At 65.2% G+C, this 21,715-nt stretch carries 20 protein-coding genes; 11 read left to right on the forward strand and 9 right to left on the reverse strand.

What is annotated here, in order from left to right:
* Window positions 1–36: 36 nt before the first annotated feature.
* From iolC to E3T38_RS11690, 10 genes are all read left to right on the forward strand, one after another.
* A complete protein-coding gene (iolC, locus tag E3T38_RS11645; protein WP_134548348.1) occupies window positions 37–999 on the forward strand; it encodes a 5-dehydro-2-deoxygluconokinase in 963 nt (320 codons plus the stop codon).
* Entirely contained in the window at window positions 996–1,877 is an 882-nt protein-coding gene (locus E3T38_RS11650; protein ID WP_134548349.1) for a deoxyribose-phosphate aldolase, read from the forward strand. Before iolC ends, E3T38_RS11650 begins: the two co-directional genes overlap by 4 nt.
* Window positions 1,878–1,913: 36 nt before the next feature.
* Window positions 1,914–3,425, forward strand: a complete 1,512-nt coding sequence (locus E3T38_RS11655) for a CoA-acylating methylmalonate-semialdehyde dehydrogenase (RefSeq protein WP_134548350.1) — start codon at window positions 1,914–1,916, stop codon at window positions 3,423–3,425.
* 9 nt (window positions 3,426–3,434) lie between these two features.
* The gene (gene iolB, locus E3T38_RS11660) at window positions 3,435–4,340 is read left to right on the forward strand and encodes a 5-deoxy-glucuronate isomerase (protein WP_166805503.1); all 906 of its coding nucleotides are present in this window, start codon (window positions 3,435–3,437) and stop codon (window positions 4,338–4,340) included.
* A 64-nt stretch (window positions 4,341–4,404) separates the two neighbouring features.
* Window positions 4,405–6,291 (forward strand): 3D-(3,5/4)-trihydroxycyclohexane-1,2-dione acylhydrolase (decyclizing), encoded by a 1,887-nt coding sequence (iolD, locus tag E3T38_RS11665; RefSeq protein WP_134548541.1) that lies wholly within the window; start codon window positions 4,405–4,407, stop codon window positions 6,289–6,291.
* Window positions 6,292–6,415: 124 nt separating this feature from the next.
* Window positions 6,416–7,414: a Gfo/Idh/MocA family oxidoreductase gene (locus E3T38_RS11670; RefSeq protein WP_134548352.1), complete on the forward strand. Its 999-nt coding sequence runs from the start codon at window positions 6,416–6,418 to the stop codon at window positions 7,412–7,414.
* Window positions 7,415–7,416: 2 nt separating this feature from the next.
* Window positions 7,417–8,310 carry a TIM barrel protein gene (locus tag E3T38_RS11675; protein WP_241984433.1) on the forward strand — a complete coding sequence of 298 codons (894 nt, stop codon included), beginning with the start codon at window positions 7,417–7,419 and terminating at the stop codon, window positions 8,308–8,310.
* Window positions 8,311–8,384: 74 nt separating this feature from the next.
* Window positions 8,385–9,362, forward strand: a complete 978-nt coding sequence (locus E3T38_RS11680) for a sugar ABC transporter substrate-binding protein (RefSeq protein ID WP_134548353.1) — start codon at window positions 8,385–8,387, stop codon at window positions 9,360–9,362.
* Complete coding sequence (locus E3T38_RS11685; protein WP_134548354.1) at window positions 9,359–10,399, forward strand: ABC transporter permease; 1,041 nt, start codon at window positions 9,359–9,361, stop codon at window positions 10,397–10,399. The genes E3T38_RS11680 and E3T38_RS11685 overlap by 4 nt, the downstream gene beginning before the upstream one ends.
* The gene (locus E3T38_RS11690; protein WP_134548355.1) at window positions 10,396–11,193 is read left to right on the forward strand and encodes an ATP-binding cassette domain-containing protein; all 798 of its coding nucleotides are present in this window, start codon (window positions 10,396–10,398) and stop codon (window positions 11,191–11,193) included. Before E3T38_RS11685 ends, E3T38_RS11690 begins: the two co-directional genes overlap by 4 nt.
* A gap of 65 nt (window positions 11,194–11,258) precedes the next feature.
* Here the strand turns inward: E3T38_RS11690 and E3T38_RS11695 are convergent, their stop codons facing one another.
* The 8 genes from E3T38_RS11695 to E3T38_RS11730 all read right to left on the reverse strand — a co-directional run bounded on the left by E3T38_RS11695 (window position 11,259) and on the right by E3T38_RS11730 (window position 20,226).
* Entirely contained in the window at window positions 11,259–11,993 is a 735-nt protein-coding gene (locus E3T38_RS11695; RefSeq protein WP_134548543.1) for a GntR family transcriptional regulator, read from the reverse strand.
* A 108-nt stretch (window positions 11,994–12,101) separates the two neighbouring features.
* Complete coding sequence (locus E3T38_RS11700) at window positions 12,102–13,244, reverse strand: cysteine desulfurase family protein (RefSeq protein ID WP_134548356.1); 1,143 nt, start codon at window positions 13,242–13,244, stop codon at window positions 12,102–12,104.
* Window positions 13,245–13,248: 4 nt separating this feature from the next.
* Window positions 13,249–14,127, reverse strand: a complete 879-nt coding sequence (gene nadC, locus E3T38_RS11705) for a carboxylating nicotinate-nucleotide diphosphorylase (RefSeq protein ID WP_134548357.1) — start codon at window positions 14,125–14,127, stop codon at window positions 13,249–13,251.
* A complete protein-coding gene (gene nadB, locus E3T38_RS11710; RefSeq protein ID WP_134548358.1) occupies window positions 14,121–15,740 on the reverse strand; it encodes an L-aspartate oxidase in 1,620 nt (539 codons plus the stop codon). Before nadB ends, nadC begins: the two co-directional genes overlap by 7 nt.
* A 1-nt stretch (window position 15,741) precedes the next feature.
* On the reverse strand, window positions 15,742–17,046 hold the full coding sequence (nadA, locus tag E3T38_RS11715; protein WP_134548359.1) for a quinolinate synthase NadA: 1,305 nt from the start codon (window positions 17,044–17,046) through the stop codon (window positions 15,742–15,744).
* A gap of 53 nt (window positions 17,047–17,099) precedes the next feature.
* Window positions 17,100–17,819, reverse strand: coding sequence for an NUDIX domain-containing protein (locus E3T38_RS11720; RefSeq protein WP_241984434.1), 720 nt, complete (start codon window positions 17,817–17,819; stop codon window positions 17,100–17,102).
* Between the two features lie 87 nt (window positions 17,820–17,906).
* Window positions 17,907–18,677 (reverse strand): polyprenol monophosphomannose synthase, encoded by a 771-nt coding sequence (locus E3T38_RS11725; RefSeq protein ID WP_241984435.1) that lies wholly within the window; start codon window positions 18,675–18,677, stop codon window positions 17,907–17,909.
* 4 nt (window positions 18,678–18,681) lie between these two features.
* The gene (locus E3T38_RS11730) at window positions 18,682–20,226 is read right to left on the reverse strand and encodes a glycosyltransferase family 39 protein (RefSeq protein ID WP_134548360.1); all 1,545 of its coding nucleotides are present in this window, start codon (window positions 20,224–20,226) and stop codon (window positions 18,682–18,684) included.
* Between the two features lie 129 nt (window positions 20,227–20,355).
* Here E3T38_RS11730 and E3T38_RS11735 point away from each other — a divergent pair, with 129 nt between their 5' ends.
* Complete coding sequence (locus E3T38_RS11735; protein WP_198417346.1) at window positions 20,356–21,201, forward strand: carbon-nitrogen hydrolase family protein; 846 nt, start codon at window positions 20,356–20,358, stop codon at window positions 21,199–21,201.
* 4 nt (window positions 21,202–21,205) lie between these two features.
* On the opposite strand, the gene E3T38_RS11740 is transcribed toward E3T38_RS11735, so the two are convergent.
* Window positions 21,206–21,598 carry an ATP-dependent DNA ligase gene (locus E3T38_RS11740; protein WP_241984436.1) on the reverse strand — a complete coding sequence of 131 codons (393 nt, stop codon included), beginning with the start codon at window positions 21,596–21,598 and terminating at the stop codon, window positions 21,206–21,208.
* Between the last annotated feature and the right edge of the window lie 117 nt (window positions 21,599–21,715).

Here is a 21,715-nt window from a genome sequence, read left to right on the forward strand (position 1 = left end):
CGACCACTCCTAGTACAGAAAGTTGTACATCGACGTATGACGACTTCACCGCGAACCCCCCACGATGTGCTGACGATAGGCCGCGTCGGCGTCGATATTTATCCGTTGCAGGATGGTGTCGGCCTCGAAGACGTGTCAACGTTCGGCAAGTATCTCGGTGGCAGCGCGACCAACGTTGCCGTCGCCGCTGCACGCCACGGATTGAACTCGGCAGTCATCACCCGCACCGGTAACGACCCCTTCGGCAACTACGTGCACCAGGAGCTCGTGCGCCTGGGCGTCAGCGACGAATTCGTCTCGGGAGTTGCCAACCTCAACACCCCCGTCGTGTTCTGCGAGATATTTCCGCCCGACGACTTTCCCCTGTACTTCTATCGAGCGCCCCAAGCGCCCGACCTGGTCATCCATGCCGACGAGCTCGACCTGGCCGCCATCGCAAACGCCCGCATCTACTGGTCGACCGTGACCGGCCTCAGCGAAGAACCCAGTCGATCCGCTCATTTCGCAGCCTGGGAAGCCCGTGGCCGGACCCCGTTGACCATTCTCGACCTCGACTATCGGCCCATGTTCTGGGGCGTGCCCGAGGAGGCGAGTGCCCAGGTAGCACTCGCCCTCGGCCAGGCCACGGTCGCTGTCGGCAACAGGGAGGAGTGTGAGGTCGCCGTCGGCGAGACCGAACCGCTGCGGGCCGCTGATGCCCTCCTGGAACGCGGTATCGAACTGGCCATCGTCAAACAAGGTCCGAAGGGCGTGCTCGCGAAGACTCGTACCGAAACCGTTGAGGTGCCGCCGTACTTCGTTGACGTCGTCAACGGCCTCGGCGCCGGCGATAGTTTCGGTGGGGCCCTCTGCTACGGACTGCTGCAGGACTGGCCGCTGCGCCGTATTCTGCAATTCGCCAATGTGGCCGGCGCCATTGTCGCCAGCCGCCGGGAATGTTCAACCGCCATGCCCACGACCACTGAGGTTGAAGAAATCTTGAAGGGATTGCCAGCATGACCAGGCTTGACTTCGACGCGCTGCGGCATGCCCGCGCGGCGCACCCTGAGCGCATCGGCGAGATTCTAGCGAGCCGCGCCCGGCGCGACCTGATTCAGGGCGATGGTCGACTGTTCATCGTGGCCGCCGATCATCGTGCCCGGGGCGCCCTCGGCGTGCGTAAAGATGCCACCGCCATGGCCAACCGTTATGCGCTGCTCGAAAGCCTCGCGATCGCGCTCTCCCGTCCGGGCGTTGACGGTGTGCTGGGTACCCCCGACATCATCGACGACCTTGCCCTGCTCGGTCTGCTCGACGATAAGATCGTGGTCGGGTCGATGAACCGCGGTGGATTGTGGGGTTCGTCCTTCGAGATGGATGACCGCTACACTGCCTACGACATCGACAACATCAAGCGCGACCGCCTCGATTTCGCGAAGAATCTCGTGCGCATCAACCTCGAAGATGCCGGCTCGCTCGCCACCCTCGAGGCCACAGCTCTCGCCGTGAGCGAAGCGGCTGCGGCCGGCATCCCGATCATGCTGGAGCCGTTCATGAGCTCCTGGGTCGACGGTCGCGTCAAGAACGACCTCACGGCGGATGCCGTCATCCTCTCGATTGCCATCGCCGAAGGCCTCGGCAACTCCAGCGCCTACTCGTGGCTGAAGCTGCCGGTCGTTGCCGACATGGCGCGCGTGATGGCGGCGACCACCCTGCCGACCCTGCTCCTCGGCGGTGACCCGGTGGACGACCAGGACGAAACCTTCGAATCCTGGCGCAACGCCCTCGAGCTTCCCGGCGTGCGCGGCCTCGTCGTGGGTCGCAGCTTGCTCTACCCGAGCGACGGCAACGTCGAAGCAGCCATCGACACCGCCGCCGAACTCGTGCACGGCGCCTAAAAACTCTCATCCACTCTCGTACAGAAGGAAGCACCCATGCCCGCAATAGTCACGGATTTAGCCCTCGTCGCGCACTGGATCGACGGAAAGGAACAGCCGGGAACCTCCGGCCGCACCGCGCCGGTCTACGACCCCGCCCTCGGCACGGTCAGCAAGAACGTGTCGCTCGCCGACCAGGCCGAGATCGCGGCCGCCATCGCCAGCGCCAAGGCCGCCTTTCCAGCTTGGCGCGACCTGTCCATGGCCAAGCGCCAGCAGGTTCTGTTCAGCTTTCGCGAGTTGCTGAATGCCCGCAAGGGTGAAATGGCCGAGATCATCACGAGCGAGCACGGTAAAGTACTCTCCGACGCGCTCGGTGAGATCTCCCGCGGCCAGGAAGTCGTGGAATTCGCCTGCGGCATTCCGCACCTGCTCAAGGGCGACTACTCCGAAAACGTCTCGACTGGCGTCGACGTGTATTCCACCCGCCAGGCTCTCGGCGTCGTTGCCGTGATCAGCCCCTTCAACTTCCCGGCCATGGTGCCGATGTGGTTCTTTCCGCTCGCTCTCGCGGCCGGCAACTCGGTGATCCTCAAGCCGAGCGAGAAAGACCCAAGCGCAGCTATCTGGATGGCCAAGCTGCTCAAGGAGGCCGGCCTCCCCGATGGCGTGTTCACCGTGCTGCAGGGTGACAAGGAATCCGTCGATGGCCTGCTCGAGCACCCCGACGTGAAGGCGATCTCCTTCGTGGGCTCGACCCCGATCGCCCAGTACGTCTACGAAACCGGCACCCGCCACGGCAAACGCATTCAGGCTCTCGGCGGCGCCAAGAACCACATGCTGGTGCTGCCCGACGCGGACCTCGACCTCGTCGCCGACTCCGCTATCAACGCGGGCTTCGGCAGCGCGGGGGAGCGTTGCATGGCTATTAGCGTGATCGTCGCGGTCGAGCCCGTCGCCGGCGTGCTGATCGAGAAGATCGTCACCCGCATGAATACCCTCACCGTGGGCGACGGTCGTCGTTCCTGCGACATGGGCCCGCTCGTTACCGAGGTGCACCGAGACAAGGTTGCCAGCTACATCGAGATCGCGAAGGAAGACGGCGCCAACATCGTCGTCGACGGCCGCGGCATCGAGGTCGACGGTGACCCGAATGGGTTCTGGCTCGGCCCGACCTTAATCGATGCCCTGCCGGTGACGTCGAAAGCGTACACCGAAGAGATCTTCGGGCCGGTACTGTCGGTGGTACGCGTGGCGAGCTACGAAGAGGGCGTTGACCTGATCAACTCCGGTGCTTTCGGCAACGGAACGGCCATCTTCACCAACGACGGCGGCGCGGCCCGCCGCTTCCAGAACGAGATCGAGGTGGGCATGATCGGCATCAACGTGCCCATCCCGGTGCCCGTCTCCTACTTCTCGTTCGGCGGTTGGAAGAACTCGCTGTTCGGCGACACCAAGGCGCACGGCGTCGAGGGCGTGCACTTCTTCACCCGCGGCAAGGCCATCACCAGCCGCTGGCTCGACCCGAGTCACGGCGGCATCAACCTCGGCTTCCCGCAGAACGGTTAAAGCACAATAATGACAATGCCATCCGCTGACTGGTTCTATGCCCAGGGCTCCCTTGAGCGTGACGGCTGGGAATCCGTCGTCGATAAGTCCATCAGCGGATGGCGCTACACCGGTATCCGCGTCGCCGCCCTCGCCGCAGGAGACTCCGTGTCGCTGGCCGCAGAAGCCGTCGAACGCATCGTGGTTCCCCTGGCCGGGTCGTTCACGGTGCGCTACACGCTCGCGGGGGAGACCGAGGCGCGCGTGCAGGCGCTCGCGGGGCGAGCATCCGTTTTTCACGGCCCCACTGACACGCTGTACCTGCCCACCGGCACCGCGCTCTCGATCGAAGGTGCTGGCCGGGTGGCTGTGGCTGAAGCGCCGACCGACCAGGCACTTCCAGTGGCTTACATTCCGAAAGCGGATGTCCCGATCGAGCTGCGCGGAGCTGGTCGCTCCAGCCGCCAGGTGCACAACTTCGGTACCCCGGGCAGCCTCGCGGCCGACCGGCTGATCGTGTGTGAGGTGATCACCCCGGCGGAGAATTGGTCGAGTTACCCGCCGCACAAGCATGACGAGTACACACCCGGCGTGGAGTCGAGCCTCGAGGAGATCTACTACTTCGAGACCGCCGTCACCCGCGGCCAGGTCGCGCCGGAGACGGCGAGTCCGTTCGGCCTCATGCGCACGTATTCCTCCGAGGCCGGAGACATCGACATCATGGCGGAGGTGCACACCGGCGACGTCGCCCTCGTGCCATTCGGCTGGCACGGCCCCTGCGTCGCGGCCCCCGGCTATGACCTCTACTACCTCAACGTGATGGCAGGGCCGGATCCCGACCGCTCGTGGCGCATCAGCGATGATCCGGCGCACGGCTGGATCCGCGATACCTGGGTCGGCCAGAAATTCGATTCCAGGCTTCCGTACACGTCATAATCCGATTTTTTCCGGCAGCGACCGGCAGTACCCGAAAGGACACAACGTAGTGACTACTCGTCGTATGACAGTCAGCCAGGCACTCATCGAGTTTCTCGCGCACCAGTACACGGTCGACGGCGACGTGCGCGAACGCACCATCGTGGGAACCTTCGGCATCTTCGGCCACGGAAACGTTGCCGGCATCGGTCAGGCCCTCAAGCAGCTCTCCGTCGAGGACCCCACGCTGATGCCATATCATCAGGCGCGCAACGAGCAGGGGATGGTGCATGAATCTGTGGCTTTCGCCAGGATGCGTCGGCGTCGTTCGACCTTCGCTTGCACTGCCTCGGTGGGGCCGGGTGCCACCAACATGCTCACCGGTGCCGCCCTCGCGACAATTAACCGTTTGCCCGTTCTGCTTCTTCCCTCCGACACGTTCGCTACCCGGGCGGCTGACCCGGTGCTGCAGCAGCTCGAGCTTCCGAACGACGCGAGCGTCAGCGTGAACGATGCCTTCAAGCCCCTGTCGCGGTTCTTCGACCGGGTGCAGCGCCCCGAACAGCTGTTTTCGGCGGCCATCGGCGCCCTGCGGGTGCTCACTGATCCGGTCGAAACCGGCGCGGTCACGCTGTGCCTTCCCGAGGACGTGCAGGCGCAAGCGTTGGACGTGCCGGTGGAGTTTCTCGCCGACCGCGAGTGGCCGATCCGTCGCCCCCGGCCGGATCGCGGCATCATCGACCAGGTCGTGCGCGCCATTCACGAGGCCAAACGCCCCATGATCGTCGCCGGCGGCGGCGTCATCTACTCCGATGCGGCTGCGGCGCTTGCGGCGTTCGTCGAGCTGACCGGCATTCCTGTCGGAACCTCGCAGGCTGGCGTCGGATCCCTGGTTTGGGACCACCCACAGTGCCTCGGCGCGGTGGGGGCTACCGGCACCACCGCCGCCAACCGCATCGCCCGTGACGCCGACCTAGTCATCGGGATCGGCACGCGGTACAGCGACTTCACGACCGCCAGCCGCACCGCCTTCCAGCACGCCGGCGTGCGCTTCGTCAACATCAACGTAGCGTCCTTCGACGCGATCAAGCATGGCGCGGCAATTTCGGTGGTAGCGGATGCCCGGGAAGCACTCCATGAACTCACCGCGGGTCTCGATCGGTACCGGGTCGACGCTGAATTCGCCGATCGCATCCGCTTGGAGAAGGCGGAGTGGAATACGGTCGTCGATGCGGCCATCGCCCCGAGTAGGCGGCCGTTGCCGGCCCAGTCCGAGATCATTGGTGCGGTGCAACAGGCCTCCGACCCGCGCGATGTCGTCGTGTGCGCGGCCGGTTCGCTGCCTGGCGACCTGCACAAGCTCTGGCGGGTACGCGACGAACTCGGCTACCACGTGGAATACGGCTTCTCCTGCATGGGGTACGAGATCGCCGGAGGTATCGGTGTGCGGCGGGCTGCCCCGGATCGCGACTCGATCGTTATGGTTGGCGACGGTTCTTATCTCATGATGCACACGGAGATCGTGTCGGCTGTGGCGGAGGGCCTAAAATTCATTATCGTGCTCGTGCAAAATCACGGCTACGCGTCCATCGGCCATCTGAGCGACACAGTCGGCTCGCAGCGCTATGGCACGCAATACCGTTTTCAGGACAAGTCCCACAACAATTTCGAAACGGATGTGACGCTGCCGATCGACCTGGCTGCCAACGCGGCAAGTCTCGGGATAGCCGTGATCAGGGTGGAGCCCGGGCCAAACGCCATCGCTGAACTGGCCGCGGCCGTGGCAACGGCGAAGGCTTCCACAACGGCGACCCTGATTCATATCAATAGCGACCCCCTCCTGTTTTCGCCCGATACGGAGAGTTGGTGGGACGTGCCGGTGGCCGAAGCCTCTGCCCTCGAGAGCACGACACGAGCACGCGCGGAATACGTCGCGCAGCGTGAAAATCAGCGCCCCTATCTAGGGGCCTAGCCCATGTCGAAAAGATTTGTTCGAATGTTAAGACAAACACTTGACGGCGGTTTCGCAACCGTATACCGTGGTCAAAAGCGACAACATTAGGACAATAAAACAAATTTGATGTGGAGGCAATAAAGTGCGATTCGTAGTTCTGGGTGCCGGCAGGATCGGGCTCTCCCACGTCGGCACGTTGAAGGCACAGTCCGGTGTCACCGACCTCCTGATCGCCGACCTCGATCCGGCCCGCGCCGCTGCCGCTGCCGTTTCGGTCGGCTCAGCATCCGCCACGATCGACGATGCATTCGCCTCGAAGCCGGACGGCATTGTGATTGCCGCCCCGACCTCGGCCCACGCCGAGCTCATCGTGCGGGCCGTGCGCGCCGGTATCCCCACCTTTTGTGAGAAGCCGCTCGCCGAAAACATCGCTTCGAGCATCGCGCTCGTCGAAGAGGTCGAGCGTCACGACGTTCCGGTGCAGATCGGATTCCAGCGCCGGTTCGACGCTGGTTATGTGGAAGCCAAGCGTGCCCTGCAGTCGGGTGACATCGGCGAATTGCGTCGGATGCATCTGTTGACCTGCGACCCGACGCCACCGCCGGCGGAGTACATTCCCAACAGCGGTGGAATCTACCGCGACTGCCACATTCATGACTTCGACATTCTGCGCTGGGTCACCGGCCGCGAGGTCGCTGCGGTATTCGCGACCGGCGCCAACCGCGGTGCCTCCTTCTTCGCCGACGCCGGCGACGTCGACGAGTCCGCCGCCCTGCTCACCCTTGACGATGGCACGCTGGTCACGGTGCAGGGCTCGCGCTACAACGGCGCTGGCTACGACGTGCGCATGGAACTCGCCGGAAGCCTCGGAAACCGATCGGTTGGACTCGACGAGCGCGTTCCACTGACCAGCGCTGAGCCGGGCGTTAGCTTTCCCAATGAGTCCGCCTGGCCGAACTTTCAGGAACGATTCGCTCCCGCCTACGCAGCAGAGCTCGCAAGATTCGTCGCCGTCGTTGCGGGTGAAACCGCAAGTCCGTGCACCCCGCGAGACGCCCTCGAAGCGCTCTATATCGCCGAGGCCGCCGAGCAGTCCCGTGCCGAAGGTCGCCCGGTGCGCCTCGACGAAGTCAGGCGCTGAACGTGGTCGAGGCATCCGCTAATCTCTTGAGCCGCATCGCCGCCGCACCGATTTCCTGGGGCGTGTGCGAAGTTCCTGGTTGGGGATTTCAGCTCACCCCCGAGCGCGTTCTTGGCGAGATGCGAGAACTCGGTGTCGTAGCCACGGAATTCGGCCCCGAAGGATTTCTTCCGGACAGTCCCAGCGACAAATCGGCGACTCTCTCCGATGCCGGGCTGAAGGCCGTCGGCGGATTCGTGCCGATTGTGCTGCACGACGTGGATATCGATCCCGTTCCGGCTATCGAAGCTGAACTCGACACGTTCGTCGCGGCCGGGGCAACCCGGCTCGTTCTCTCGGCCGACACCGGCCAGGTCGGTTACGACTCGAGGCCGACGCTGAGCGAGCAGGAATGGGTCACGCTGCTCGTCAACCTCGATCGTCTGGTGCAAACGGCGGCCTCACGTGGCGTGGTGGCATCGATCCACCCGCACGTCGGAACGATGATCGAATCGAGCGACGATGTTGCGCGGGTGTTGAACGGCTCCCAGATCGGGCTCTGCCTCGACACCGGACACCTTCTCATCGGTGGTACCGACCCGGTTGAACTGGCTCGCAGCAACGCCGCCAGGATCAGCCACGTACACCTCAAGGACGTGCGCCGGGAACTGGCCGAGCGGGTACAGCGCAAGGACCTGAGCTACACCGACGCGGTGCGCCTGGGCCTGTACACGCCGCTCGGATCCGGCGATATCGACATCGCATCGATCGTTCGTTCGCTGGAGGCGGCCGGTTATGCGGGCTACTACGTGCTCGAGCAGGACACCATCCTGACCGAAAACCCACCCATCGGCCAGGGCCCGCTCTCCGATGTGCGCACCAGCATCGACTTTATCGCCGGTTTGGCGACTCCCTAAAACATCTCAGTCCCGACGGCACCACCCGCACCACACACAGCACTGTTCACATGTATCCAATGGAGGATTCACTCATGAAGCTCAAATATCGCTGGATGACGGCGCTCGTCGTCCTGCCCCTCGCCCTCACCGGTTGCACGGCCACCACCAACACTGCGGACACCACGACCACCGACGCCGCAGCATCCGGCGACAAGGTCACGATCGCGGTCGTCACCCACGGCTCCCCAGGAGATACCTTCTGGGACGTGGTTAAGAGCGGTGCGGAGCAGGCCGGCACCGATTTGGGGGTCACCGTCACGTACCAAGGCGATGGCGACCCGGTAAAGCAGAGCCAGCTGATCGACGCAGCTATCGCCGCGAAGCCGGACGGTCTCATCGTCTCGATGGCCAACCCCGACGGTGTCCAGAACGCGGTTGAAAAGGCCATCGCCGCCGGAATACCGGTGATCACGATCAACTCCGGCCTCGACCAGTCCAAGGAATTCGGTGCACAGACCCACATCGGTCAGAGTGAGTTCATCGCCGGCCAGGGCGCGGGGGAGCAGCTGGCCGAAGGCGGCGTCAGCAATGTCATCTGCATCATTCATGAGGCAGGCAACACCGGACTGGAAGAACGCTGCAATGGTGCAGCGGACACCCTCGGCGGCACGGTCACGAACGTTCAGGTCGACGTCGCGAACGTCGCGGACGCTCAGAACACCATTAAGAGCAGCCTTCTGGCGGACTCGTCCATCGATGGCGTGCTCACCCTGAACCCGGGCATCGCCGTCGCGGCCAGCCAGGCGATTGAGGAAGCCGCCAGCACAGCCGTACTGGCGACCTTCGATGTGTCCTCCGACGTCACCCAGTTGATCCTCGACGACAAGATCCTGTTCGCCGTCGACCAGCAGCCCTACTCCCAGGGCTACCTCCCCGTGACGTTCCTCACCCTGCAGGCGCGCAACGGCGACGTTGTCGGTGGCGGTCTGCCGGTCTACTCCGGCCCAGGCTTCGTTACCAAGGAGAACGCAAATCAGGTCGCGAAGTTCGCGAAGAATGGAACGCGATGACCCTCACCGCACCTGCGGTGACCGATGAACGGATCAAGCCCGCCGGCCTGATCATCACGCTGCTGCGCCGACCCGAGGTCGGCGCAGCGGTTGCCGCCCTCGCCATTTTCATCTTCTTCTCGGTCTCAACGCAGGCGTTTCTGACACCGGCGGGCGTGGCCACCTGGCTCTACTCCGCATCCCTGTTCGGCATCATGGCCGTCGCGGTGGCCCTGCTCATGATCGGCGGAGAGTTCGACCTTTCCGCCGGTGCCATGGTCGGTACAACGGGACTGATCGTTGGGATCGTCACGACCGAATGGGGCGTCAATATCTGGCTCGCCCTGGTCATGGCCCTGGCTATTGCCCTCGCCATCGGTGCTGCGAACGCCTTCGTGGTCATGAAGACGGGACTGCCGAGCTTCATCGTGACGCTCGCCACCTTTTTCATTCTGCAGGGAGTGAACCTCGCCGTCACGAAGATCATCACCGGCACCGTATCGATTCAGGGCATGAGCGCCGTGCCCGGCTTCGATGCCGTCAAGGTGTTCTTTGGCTCATCCTTCAGCCTGTTCGGCATGGACGTAAAGATCTCCATCGTCTGGTGGCTCGCTATTACCGCCCTCGCCACCTGGATTCTGCTGCGTACCCGCGCAGGCAACTGGATCTTCGCGGTCGGTGGACAGATCACCAGCTCCCGCCAGGTCGGCGTGCCGGTCATGAAGGTCAAAATGGGCCTGTTCATGACCACGGCCGGTGCCGGGTGGCTGGTCGGAATGCTGCAGCTGTTCGATGTATCGACCGTGCAGGCCACCACCGGCATCGGCCAGGAGTTCATTTACATCATCTGTGCCGTGGTCGGCGGCTGCCTGCTGACCGGCGGCTACGGTTCGGCCATCGGTGCGGCCCTCGGTGCCCTCATCTACGGCATGACCCTGCAGGGCATCGTGTTCGCCCAGTGGGACAACAACTGGCTCAAGGCTTTCCTCGGTGGGATGCTGCTGCTGGCCGTGCTCGTCAACCTCTATGTACGCCGCCAGGCAGGAGTTCGCTCATGACGCACGCAGAAGCATCCGCTGCCGCGCCCATTCTCGAAGTTCAAGACATCGGCAAGACCTACGGTTCCATTTTGGCGCTGCAGGGTGTGTCGGCCTCGGTCGGGGTCGGTGAAGTCCTCTGTGTGCTGGGGGACAACGGTGCCGGCAAGTCGACGTTCATCAAGATTCTGTCCGGTGCGCACGCCCACACCCAGGGCAAACTGCTCGCCTACGGGATCGAGCGCACCTTCGGCAGCCCGCGTGAGGCCCTGGATCTGGGGATCGCGACGGTCTACCAGGATCTCGCCGTGGTTCCGCTGATGCCGGTCTGGCGAAACTTCTTTCTGGGCTCGGAAGTGACTCGTGGGTTCGGCCCGTTCAGCCAGCTGGACGTCAAGGGCATGCGCCGGATCACCAAAGAAGAGCTCGCCAAGATGGGCATCGACCTGCGCGATGTCGACCAGCCGATCGGCACCCTGTCGGGCGGTGAACGCCAGTCGGTGGCCATCGCACGCGCCGTGTATTTCGGCGCAAAGGTCGTCATCCTCGACGAGCCGACCTCCGCTCTGGGGGTCAAGCAGGCCGGTGTGGTGCTCAAATACATCGCGCAGGCCCGCGACCGCGGCCTCGGGGTAGTTTTCATCACGCACAACCCGCACCACGCCTATCCCGTCGGCGACCGGTTCCTGCTGCTCAAGCGCGGAACCAGCCTCGGCGATTTCAAGAAGAGCGAGATCACCATCGAGGAAATGACCAAGCTCATGGCGGGCGGAGCAGAACTCGACGCGCTGGCGCACGAGCTCGCTCGCTCCTAGCTCGCCTCAGGAAAAGATCTGGCCGGCTGACCCTGTGGGGGTTCAGGCGGCCAGACGTCGTTGCGCTACTTCTCGACCAGCGTCACTTCGAAGGAGTACAAGTCGGGGCGGTAGCAGTGCTGACCGAACTCGATAGCGCGACCTGAGTTGTCGAATGCTGTGCGGTCCATCGTAAGCAGGGCCGAGTTCTTCTCGATCTCCAGCAGGGCGGATTCTTCGTTGGTAGACTTGCGGGCACCAATGTGCTGGCGGGCCACGCGCATCGTCACGCCGCGGGATCGCAGAACTTGATAGAGGCCGTGCGCGACGAGGTCCTCGGGTTCGATGCCGATGAACTCCTCGGGCAGCCAATTTTCCATGACGGCCACTGGCACGTCGTCGGCCAAGCGCACCCGGCGCAAGTGGAGCGTGGGCGTGCCTTCCTCGATTCCGAGGCGCTCGGCTGTTTTCGCATCCGCTGCCTGCGATTCGAGGGTCAGCAGGTGGGTCGAGGGCGCCTTGTGCGTGCTGGTGAGGTCGTCGTAGAGGCTGGTCAACTCGACCTTGCGCGTCACCTGGCCGTGCACGACCTGGGTGCCGATGCCGCGACGGCGGACCAGCAGGCCCTTGTCAACGATTTCCTGGATGGCGCGGCGCACGGTTGGGCGGCTGAGGCCCAGGCGCTGGCCGAGGGCGACCTCGTTCTCGAGGCGTGAACCGGCGGGCAGCTCACCGCTGAGAATGGCCTTTTCGATGCGCTGGGAAACCTGAAAGTACAGCGGAATCGGCCCGGACCGTTCCAGATCCATGAACATTCCCATGGGTAGGGTGTTTTCTTCCTTCGCGCTCACCTGATACCTCGCTGACAAGCCAACCGGTTTGGCTAATTGTCCTGACAATATCAGGTCATGCTGTCGATCGTCAGTAATTCAGGCGCCGAGCCGGGCCACCGCGGCGACAGCGGCGCGAACGGATGCCGCGGCCGCGGCCGCTTCCGCCGCCGTCGTACCAGCGCCCAGCGTGAACCGCACCGCCGTCTGAGCCACGTCGGCCGACAGGCCCATCGCCGTGAGCACGTGTGAGGGCTCGCTGCTCCCGGCCGCGCAGGCGGACCCACTCGAACACACGATGCCGCGTTGTTCGAGCTCGAGCAGCACCGCCTCGCCGCTCGTGCCCGGAAACACGAACGACGCGGTGCCCGGCAGACGTTCGGTGGGATGGCCGGTGAGGCGGGCCGACGGGGTCTCGCCCAGCACGGTGGCGATAAATTCATCGCGCAGAGCGCCGGTTCCACTGGCGACCAGAGTGCGTTCCGCGACGGCCAGGCGTAGCGCCACGGCCAGAGCCACCGCCCCGGCGACGTTCTCGGTACCGCTGCGTTTGCCGCGTTCCTGCCCGCCACCGTGCAGCAGCGGTTCGATCGCCAGACGCCCGCGCAGAAAGACGGCACCGATGCCGGGGGGAGCGCCGAGTTTGTGGCCGGACAGGCTCAGCGCATCCACGCCGAGCCTCGTCACATCGAGGTCGAGCCAGCCGCCGGCTTGCACCGCATCGGTGTGGAACGAAACTCCAGCGGCCTGAGCTACACCGGCCAGCTCGGCCAGGGGCTGCACTGTGCCGACCTCGTTGTTGGCATAGTGCACGGAGATCAGGGTCGTGTCGGGGCGAAGCGCGCGGGCCAGGCCAGCGGGGTCGACGCGGCCGACGGCATCCACCGGCAGCAGCGTGATCTCGAAACCGTGCAGGCGGTGCAGGTAGTCGCAGGATTCCAGTACGGCTTCGTGCTCGATCGCGGTGGTGACCACGTGGCGGCCGCGCGGGGTGCCCAGCGCTATGCCTTTGATTGCGAGGTTGTCGCTTTCGGTGCCGCCGCTCGTGAACACGACCTCGCCGGGGCGGCACCCGAGCGACTGCGCCACGCTGCGCCGTGCCTCCAGCAGTGCGGCCGCCGCAGCTTCGCCGACCTGATGGTGGCTCGACGGGTTGCCGAAACTGCCGGTCAGATGCGGCCACAGGGCCTCGAGTGCTTCGCGGCGCACCGGGGTCGTCGCGGCGTTGTCCAGGTAGATCATGGGTCTAAAGCGCGAACCCGGCCGGCGTGTTCACCCGAATGGCGATATCGAGGCCGAGGTCGAGAGAGTGCACGCTGTGCGTGAGCGCACCCACCGAGATGACATCGACACCGGATGCCGCGATCTCGCGCACCGTCGCCAGCGACACACCGCCGCTCGCCTCGACGATCGCGCGCCCGGCGACCTGAGCGACGCCCTCGAGCAGGTCGTCGGGGCTGAAATTGTCGAGCATGATCGTGTCGATGCCGGCGGCGATTACGTCTTCGATCTGGTCGAGGCGGTCGACCTCCACCTCGAAGTGGGTGGTGTGCGAGAGGCGGGCGCGCACGGCCAGCAGCGCCTCGGTCAGGCCGAGTGGCCCGGCCGCGAGCACGGCGAGGTGGTTGTCCTTGGCCATGACGGTGTCGGAGAGGCTGAACCGGTGGTTGTGGCCGCCGCCATCGCGCACGGCCTGCCGCTCCAGGGCGCGCAGTCCGGGGGTGGTCTTGCGGGTGTCCACGATGCGGGCCTGGGTGCCAGCCGCCTCGGCCACGTACCGGGCGGTCAGGGTGGCGATTCCGCTCATGCGCTGCACGAAGTTCAGGCCGATGCGCTCCGCCTGCAGAATGCCGCGGGCCGGGCCGGTCACCTCGGCGAGCGTCGCACCCGCAGCGAACGGGTCGCCGTCGGCGACGAACTGGCGTACTTCGATGCGGGCGTCGGTCAGGGCGAAGGCGGCGGCGAACACGGCGCCTCCGCTGAATACGCCCGGTTCGCGCGCTTCGAGCCGGGCCGTCGCGACGGCGTCTTCGGGAATGAGCACGGCCGAGGTGAGATCGCCCCACGGGGCGTCCTCGTCGAGGGCGGCCTGCACAACAACGGTGATGGAATGGTCGGTCAGCATGCGATGGCCTCCTGGGCCGCAACGAGTGGGAGTGGTTGTTCGTGTCGTGCTTGCGAGACTGAGCGGGCCAGTTCGGGTCGGGGTTCGGGAAAGTCCGAGCGGTAGTGCGCGCCGCGGGACTCTTCGCGGGCCAAAGCGGCGGCCACGAGCAACCGGCCGAGACCGAGCAGGTTGCGGTCTTCGAGGGCGGCGACCGAGGTGCTGGTGTGTTCCGGTGCGGTCCACTCGGCGAGGATGGCGGCGGCGGTAGCCAGGCCGCCACCCGAACGGTGCACCCCGGCGAGGTCCCAGAGGAGCTGTTGGAGCGCGGGGCGATCAACCAGCGTGCTGGCGTCAGCCGACGGTAATTTTACGGCGGTCTCGTCGGGCAAACCATGAATCGAGCTGGTCGAGAGTTCAACCGGCGGATGGGGGCGATTTGTGGTGCGGGTCGCGCCGGTCGGCCACGGCTGGCCGAGCGCGCGCACTGCACGGTCGGCGAAAACCGCCGCTTCGAGCAAAGAATTGGAGGCGAGCCGGTTGGCGCCGTGCGCTCCGGTGCGAGCGACCTCGCCGACGGCGAAGAGCCCGGGCAGGCTGGTGCGGGCCCAGGTGTCCGTTGCGACGCCGCCCATCCAGTAGTGCGCGGCCGGCGCCACCGGGATGGCTTCGATCGCCCAGTCGAGACCTGCCGCCCGGCAGGCTGTCGTGATGGTGGGGAACCGGGTTTCGAGCAGCTCGCGTCCGAGCGCGGTCGCGTCGAGCGCTACCGGGGCGCCGCCCTGTCGTTCCATCTGGCGGGCGATGGCACGTGCGACGACATCGCGTGGCGCGAGTTCGGCGTCGGGGTGTTCATCGAGCATGAAGCGATCGGCGAGGAGACTGCGCAGAACGGCGCCTTCACCCCGCACCGCCTCGGACACGAGCGGGGTGCCGGGCACGGCCAGGGCGGTCGGGTGAAACTGGTAGAACTCCAGATCGGCAACGTCTGCGCCGGCACGGTACGCCGCCGCTACCCCGTCACCGGTCGCGACCGAGGGATTGGTGGTGTGAGTGTAGAGGGCGCCGGCACCGCCGGTGGCGAGGATCACGGCGTCGGCTTCGACGCTTCGCTGTATGTTGTCCGGGCCGAGAACGCGGGCGCCGCCCACGACACCGCCGTCGACCAACAGGTCGACGAGCATCGTATGTTCGCGTACGTCGATCGAGGCCCGGCGTCGCACGGTCGCCACGAGGGCAGCCTCGACGGCGGCCCCGGTCGCGTCGCCGCCGGCGTGCACGACCCGCGAGCGTGAGTGTGCCGCTTCCAGTCCGCGGGCCACGCCCGACTCGTCCCGGTCGAAGTCCACGCCGAAGCGGATGAGGTCGCGTACCCGGGCCGGACCTTCTTCGCAGAGCACCCGTACCGCGGCCGGCTCGCACAGTCCGGCACCGGCGCGCAGGGTATCGAGCACGTGCGCGTCGACCGAGTCGTCCCGAAACAGGGCAGCGGCAATGCCACCCTGTGCGTAGCGGGTATTGCTCTCTGGCAGTACCGACTTGGTGACGAGGACCACGTGGTGTCCGGCATCCGCTGCGCGCACGGCGGCCAGCAAGCCGCCGAGGCCGCTGCCGATGACGAGGATCGACGCCATGTCAGGCGCCGACCAGAACCGGTGGTCGGGCTGCGAGCATCCGCTCGAGGGCAAGCCGGGCGTGACCGGCAACATCGGCCGCGACCGTGATCTGGTTGAGAACCTGACCTGGCGCTTCGCCACCGCCGACGAGTGCCTCGAGCACCCAGGCCAGGTAGCCGGCGTGGATGCGGTACATGGTCGAGCAGGGGCAGATCACCGGGTCGAGGCAGAAGATCTCATGCTCGGGATGCTCGGCGGCGAGACGGTTCACGAGGTTGATCTCGGTTCCGATCGCAAAGGTCGTGCCGGCTGGAGCGGCGGCGATCGTCTTGGCGATGAAGTCGGTGGATCCGGCTGAGTCGGCGGCGTCAACGACCTCCATCGGGCATTCCGGGTGCACCAAGACCCGCACGCCCGGGTGTTCAGCGCGGGCGGCCTGGATCTGCGGCACGGTGAAGCGGCGGTGCACGCTGCAGAAGCCGTGCCAGAGCACGACCCGGGCGTCATCGAGTTGGGCAGCCGTATTGCCGCCGAGGGGCTTGGTCGGGTTCCACATCGGCATCTGCGCCAGCGGAACGCCCATGGCTTTGGCGGTGTTGCGGCCGAGGTGCTGGTCGGGAAAGAACAGAACCCGCTGGCCACGTTCGAACGCCCACTCGAGCACGGCCTGGGCGTTCGAGGAGGTGCAGACGATGCCGCCGTGCTCGCCGCAAAAGCCTTTGAGCGCTGCGGAGGAGTTCATGTAGGTGACGGGGATCACCGGAACCCGGCCGGAAGCATCCGGAGCCGTGCCGTAGAGTTCCTCGAGCTGCTCCCAGCACTCGGTGACGGAGTCGATGTCGGCCATGTCGGCCATGGAACAGCCGGCGGCGAGGTTGGGCAGAATCACGGCCTGGTCGCCGCCGGAGAGCAGATCGGCGGTTTCTGCCATGAAGTGCACACCGCAGAACACGATCGCGGCTGCGTCGGGACGGCTCTGCGTGGCCTGGGCCAGCTGAAACGAATCGCCGACGAAATCCGCGTGGCGCAGCACCTCATCGCGCTGATAGAAGTGACCGAGGACGACCACCGAATCGCCGAGCACGTTTTTAGCTTCGACGATACGTGCGCTGAGTTCCTCCGGTGAGGCGGTGCGGTAGCGCTCCGGCAGCGCGCCCTGACGGGGCGACCCGGCCGGTATCACGTCGCCCATCGACGAACCGGGTCCGTAGCCGGGCGTGCCGGCATCGAACTCCCACGGAGGGGTCGCCAGGTCGGTGCTGCACGTGCTGCCGGCGACTTTGCCGGTGCTGATGAGACGAATGGTGGTTTCGACCGAGGGAATATTTATGGCCGTGCTCCTTGAAAGTGGTGGGGTGGAAAGTGCGACACAGCGGTTCAGACAGTCGGTCCGGGTGGGTCGTGCGCGGCGGCCCGATCGTCGTAGCGGTAGAGCCGTGCTGGGCGATGCCGCGCCCCGGCCACATATTGGTCGGTGCTGATCAGGCTGCCGCTCGCCTCGATCGACCGGCGAAAATTTGCCGGGTCGAGTGCTTTCTGCAGCACGGCCTCGTGTACCCCCCGCAGTTGGGCGAGGGTGAACGTGTCGCCGAGGAAGGCGTGGGCGATGCGGGCATATTCCACCTTGGTACGTAGCCGCCAGAGCGCGTATTCCACGATGCGGTTGTGGTCGAAGGCGAGTGGAGGAAGTCTGTCCGCCGCGAACCAGCGCACGTTCTCTCCAACGGATGCCCGCTCCGCGACTTCGGAACGCACGAGCGCCCAGTAGACGACGGAGACCACGCGCAGCCCGGGGGAGCGGTCTATATCACCGAAGGTGTACAACTGCTCGAGGTACCGTGGCGAGAGATCGGTTGTCTCACGCAGGGTGCGGGCAGCGGCCGCGGCGAGCTCCTCGTCGGCCGGCAGCCAGCCACCGGGCAGCGCCCAGAGGCCGAGATGTGGCTCGCGGGTGCGGCGCACGAGGGGCAGCCACAAAGTCTTGCGTCCCGACGTGTCGTCCCGGCGCAGGGTGAAGATCACCGTCGAGACGGCCAGGGTTGCTCGGGCGCTTCCATGCTCGAGCGGGCTCTGCTCGGTCAGATGATGCTCCAGCACGGGGATCCAGTCGTAAAGGTCGAAGTGACTTTAACTGCTGGGACCATCATATAGTCAAATCGACCCAAACACCGAAATACGTTAAATTCAGGCTTGACGTGCGGCCGCAGCGGCCTCGCGTGCGCCAGTTCGGCTGATACCCATACCCATCACGCCCCACAGCGTTACGCGGGCCATCGCCTCCACGGCGATGCGTGGACTCATCTTCGACGCTCCCCGTACCCGCTCGACGAATGTGATCGGTACCTCGACCACGCGCAGGTCGGCCCGCACGGCGTGCAGAAGCATTTCGATCTGAAAGCAATAGCCGAGGCTGTCCACGCTGGAAAGGTCCATCCGTTCGAGGGCCTGGGCCGAGTAAACCCGGTAGCCACCGGTAGCGTCTCGTTGCGGCAGTCGTAACAGCAACCGGGAATAGAACGACCCTCCGCGGGAGAGCGCACGCCGGTGCCAGGGCCAATTCTCAATGGCCCCGCCGGGCACCCAGCGTGACCCCATCACGACGTCGGCCGTGTCGGCCGCCGCCAGCAGACTCGTGAGCTGCTCTGGCAGGTGGGAGCCGTCGGCATCGATCTGCACCAGTTGGGTATAACCGCGGGAAAGGCCCCAGCCGAAGCCGTCGAGATACGCTGCACCGAGCCCGGTCTTTTCGGTGCGATGCAGTACATGAACGCTCGGATCCCGGGCCGCCAGGCCGTCGGCGAGTGCGCCCGTGCCATCGGGGGACGAATCATCGACGACCAGGATGTGCACGTCGGGCACACTGCAACGCAGCCGATCCACGATCGAGGCAATATTTTCTGCCTCGTTGTAGGTCGGTACAAGTACCAGGGTGGTGGGCACAGAGTTGTTAGGCACGACGTTACCTCGTCATTTCAATGATGCGGGTGCGGTTTACCAGTGTCGACTGGGCGACGTGGAATCCTTGAACGGTGAGCGTGCGGACATCCGTTCCTCTTTGCGAATCTCCACTTCCCGAGTATTGCAGGAGCCAGATGCGGTCGAGGGCTGTTACGGCCGGCAGCGCGTCGGTCAGTGGTTCCACCTCGTCCCACAGCCAGGTCGTGGCGTCGTAGGGGCGGGTGAGGGTCACATCACGCAGGCCGGCGAAGGCCTCGGGGTAGAGATGCATGGCCAGCCGCGGGACGCGTGACGGGCGCACGCTTTGGTCGAAGACAACGCCATCACCGGGCGTCGCTTCGGTGGCGATGATGTCGGCGGCTTGGCGCCAGTCGCTTCCCTCGTTTTTGCCGAAGTCACCGCGTTGCGCGGCGTAAGCAGGCACGATCACGGCCACCAGTGCCATTACGCTCGCTGCCCGCAACCAGTTGTTGGCGAGCGCTGCAACGCCGACGGCAATGACGATGCCCACCGCCGGGGCACAGAGCGACAGGTAGCGCAACGAATACATCGGTACCAGTTGGGTGCCGATGAGCAGAATGGCACTGGGTATCACCATCCACGCCACAAAAATTGCCAGTCCAGCGCGTCCGGGCAATCCGGTGGACCGATGGGTGACGGGACCGCGCAGGAACACCGCGAGCACTGCCACGAGGATGAGCGCCCATGCCACGATCGCCACCGGAATAGTGTCGAACCACTGCATCACCGCTGCCTCTGAGACCGTCACCTGTGGCCGTCGGCCGATGAAGGCGATCTGTTCCCGCTGCGCGGAACCCGCCAGAAATATTGGGGTGGCCAGTAGCAGCCCGAGCGCGCTCGCGCTCACCCAGACGACGACGCTTCGCCACAGAAGATGCGCTCGCGCCAGCACCAGAACCACCACCGCGTGCACCGGCAGTAGCAAAGCCAAAAATAGAAAGACGTAGATGCCGAGCGCGAGCAGCAGGGAATATCCGCCCCACAGCAGGATCTGGTGGCTTCGACGCGCGCCTTCGCTGCGCACCGCGTGCACGAGCAGCACGGTGAGCCAGACCCCGATAGCCGTCGCGATAGCGGTGGATCGTGCTTCGGAGCCCATATAGGTGACCCGGGGAATCAGAGCGAAGACCAAGCCACCGCCGATCGCCACTCGCGACCCCATGAAGAACCGAGCGAGAACGACAGTCCCCGACGCGGCAACACCGATCGCGATCGCGCTCGGCAGCCGGGTGGAGAGCTCTGAAGTGCCGAAGAGATCGATCCAGCCGTGTAGAAACAGGTAATACACGCCGTGCACGGCATCCACGTTGTCGAGCATGCCAAACAGCGAGGTCAGCGATCGTTCAGCCGACATAATGCTCGCAGCCTCATCGCCCCAATACGACGGCTGCCAGGACCAGGCGAACGAGATTAGACAAGCCACAAGGCCTACGAGACCTGCCGACCAGCCGGGTGCGCGCCGCATCCACAGGGATCGTCCGGGTAGCGGGGACGCCGTGAGGCGCGATGCGAGAACGGAAGTCACCCTATGAACCTACCCAGCAATTGTTAACGAAAGCCTTCGAAACCCCCCGAGTTGCCTGCCAAGAGCAATCCTTTCACTGGTCGGCCTCGGCAGGGGTGCCGGTGTTGCGCCAACAGCTAGGCTTTCGCCATGACTTCAGGCGCCGCAAGTGATCAGGCCAGCACCGCCGAAGCGAGCATGGTCGGCGTGGCTGTCGCCCAGTTCGCGCCGGGGCCCGATCGGGCGCACAATCGCGCCGTGCTGCGACAGCTCGCTACCACGGCCGCCGGGCGCGGCGCCCACCTCGTGGTCTTTCCCGAGTACTCCGCCTTCTTTGAGCCGAAACTCGGGCCGTCGTTTGTGGCGGCAGCCGAACCACTCGATGGAGAATTCGTTACGTCGTTGGCCGCGCTCGCCGCAGAGCTGAGCGTTCATATTGTGGCTGGCATGCTCGAAACGACCGCAGACCCGGCCCGGTTTTCCAACACCCTCGTCGCTGTCGACCCAACCGGACGCCTCGTGGCGACCTACCGCAAACTGCACCTATACGACGCGTTCGGCGATCGCGAATCACAGTGGGTGCTGCCGGGCACAGTGACTGATCCGGAGATCTTTGACGTCGGCGGGCTGCGAGTGGCCCTGCAAACCTGCTACGACGTGCGTTTTCCCGAGGTCACGCGTCGGCTCGTCGATGCTGGGGCCACCCTCGTACTCGTGCCGTCTGAGTGGGTGCGGGGCCCGCTCAAAGAACACCACTGGCGCACCCTGCTCACGGCCCGGGCACTGGAGAACACCGTTTTTCTGGCCGCTGCCGATCACACACCGCCGACCGGCGTCGGCACAAGCCTCATCATCGACCCGATGGGCGTTGCCCTGGTCAGTCTTGGTGAAAGCGCGGATGTCGCCGTCGCGTTCGTGGCGCCAGAGCGTGTCGCCGCCGTACGGGCGATCAATCCGGCCCTCGCACTGCGTCGCTTCGCCGTCGTTCCGCGCTGAATACTCAGCGTTTGGTGACGCTGGCCTTGGTTGCACGGGTCTGTGCGGCCACTCGAATGCCGATGGACGGTTCGATCTTGGCCGCCGCGTCGGTGTCGACGGCGGCGCTTTCTTCGGCGGTGACGACTAGTCCTTGCGCGCTGTTGGCCGAACGGGTCAGCTGGCCAATCCACTTCGGGTTGATAGTCGGTGCGTGGCCGCCGGCAAACTTAAAGTATAGCGGAATCGCCGGGTGCAGCCAGGCTGAGCTGCGGCCGTCACCGACCACAGCGGCGTCCCGCCAGGACAGCAGAAAGCTCTCGCCGCGGCGCAGCTTTTGGATGATCACAAGCTGTAGGTGTGCCAGCATTCGGTCTTCGAATTCCACGACGACACGGTCATACGTGAGGGAGCCCACGAGCGCCACTTCCACTTCGATTATCGGTTACGCGTTGCTCGGTTGCGCTGACCGGGAGCGAATGTAAGCGCAGCCTACCCGTTAGCGAGGAACCGAGTACTACGTCTACTGTCCTCC

It is taken from the genome of Cryobacterium sp. Hb1 (assembly GCF_004403585.1).
Taxonomy (GTDB): Bacteria; Actinomycetota; Actinomycetes; order Actinomycetales; family Microbacteriaceae; genus Cryobacterium; species Cryobacterium lyxosi.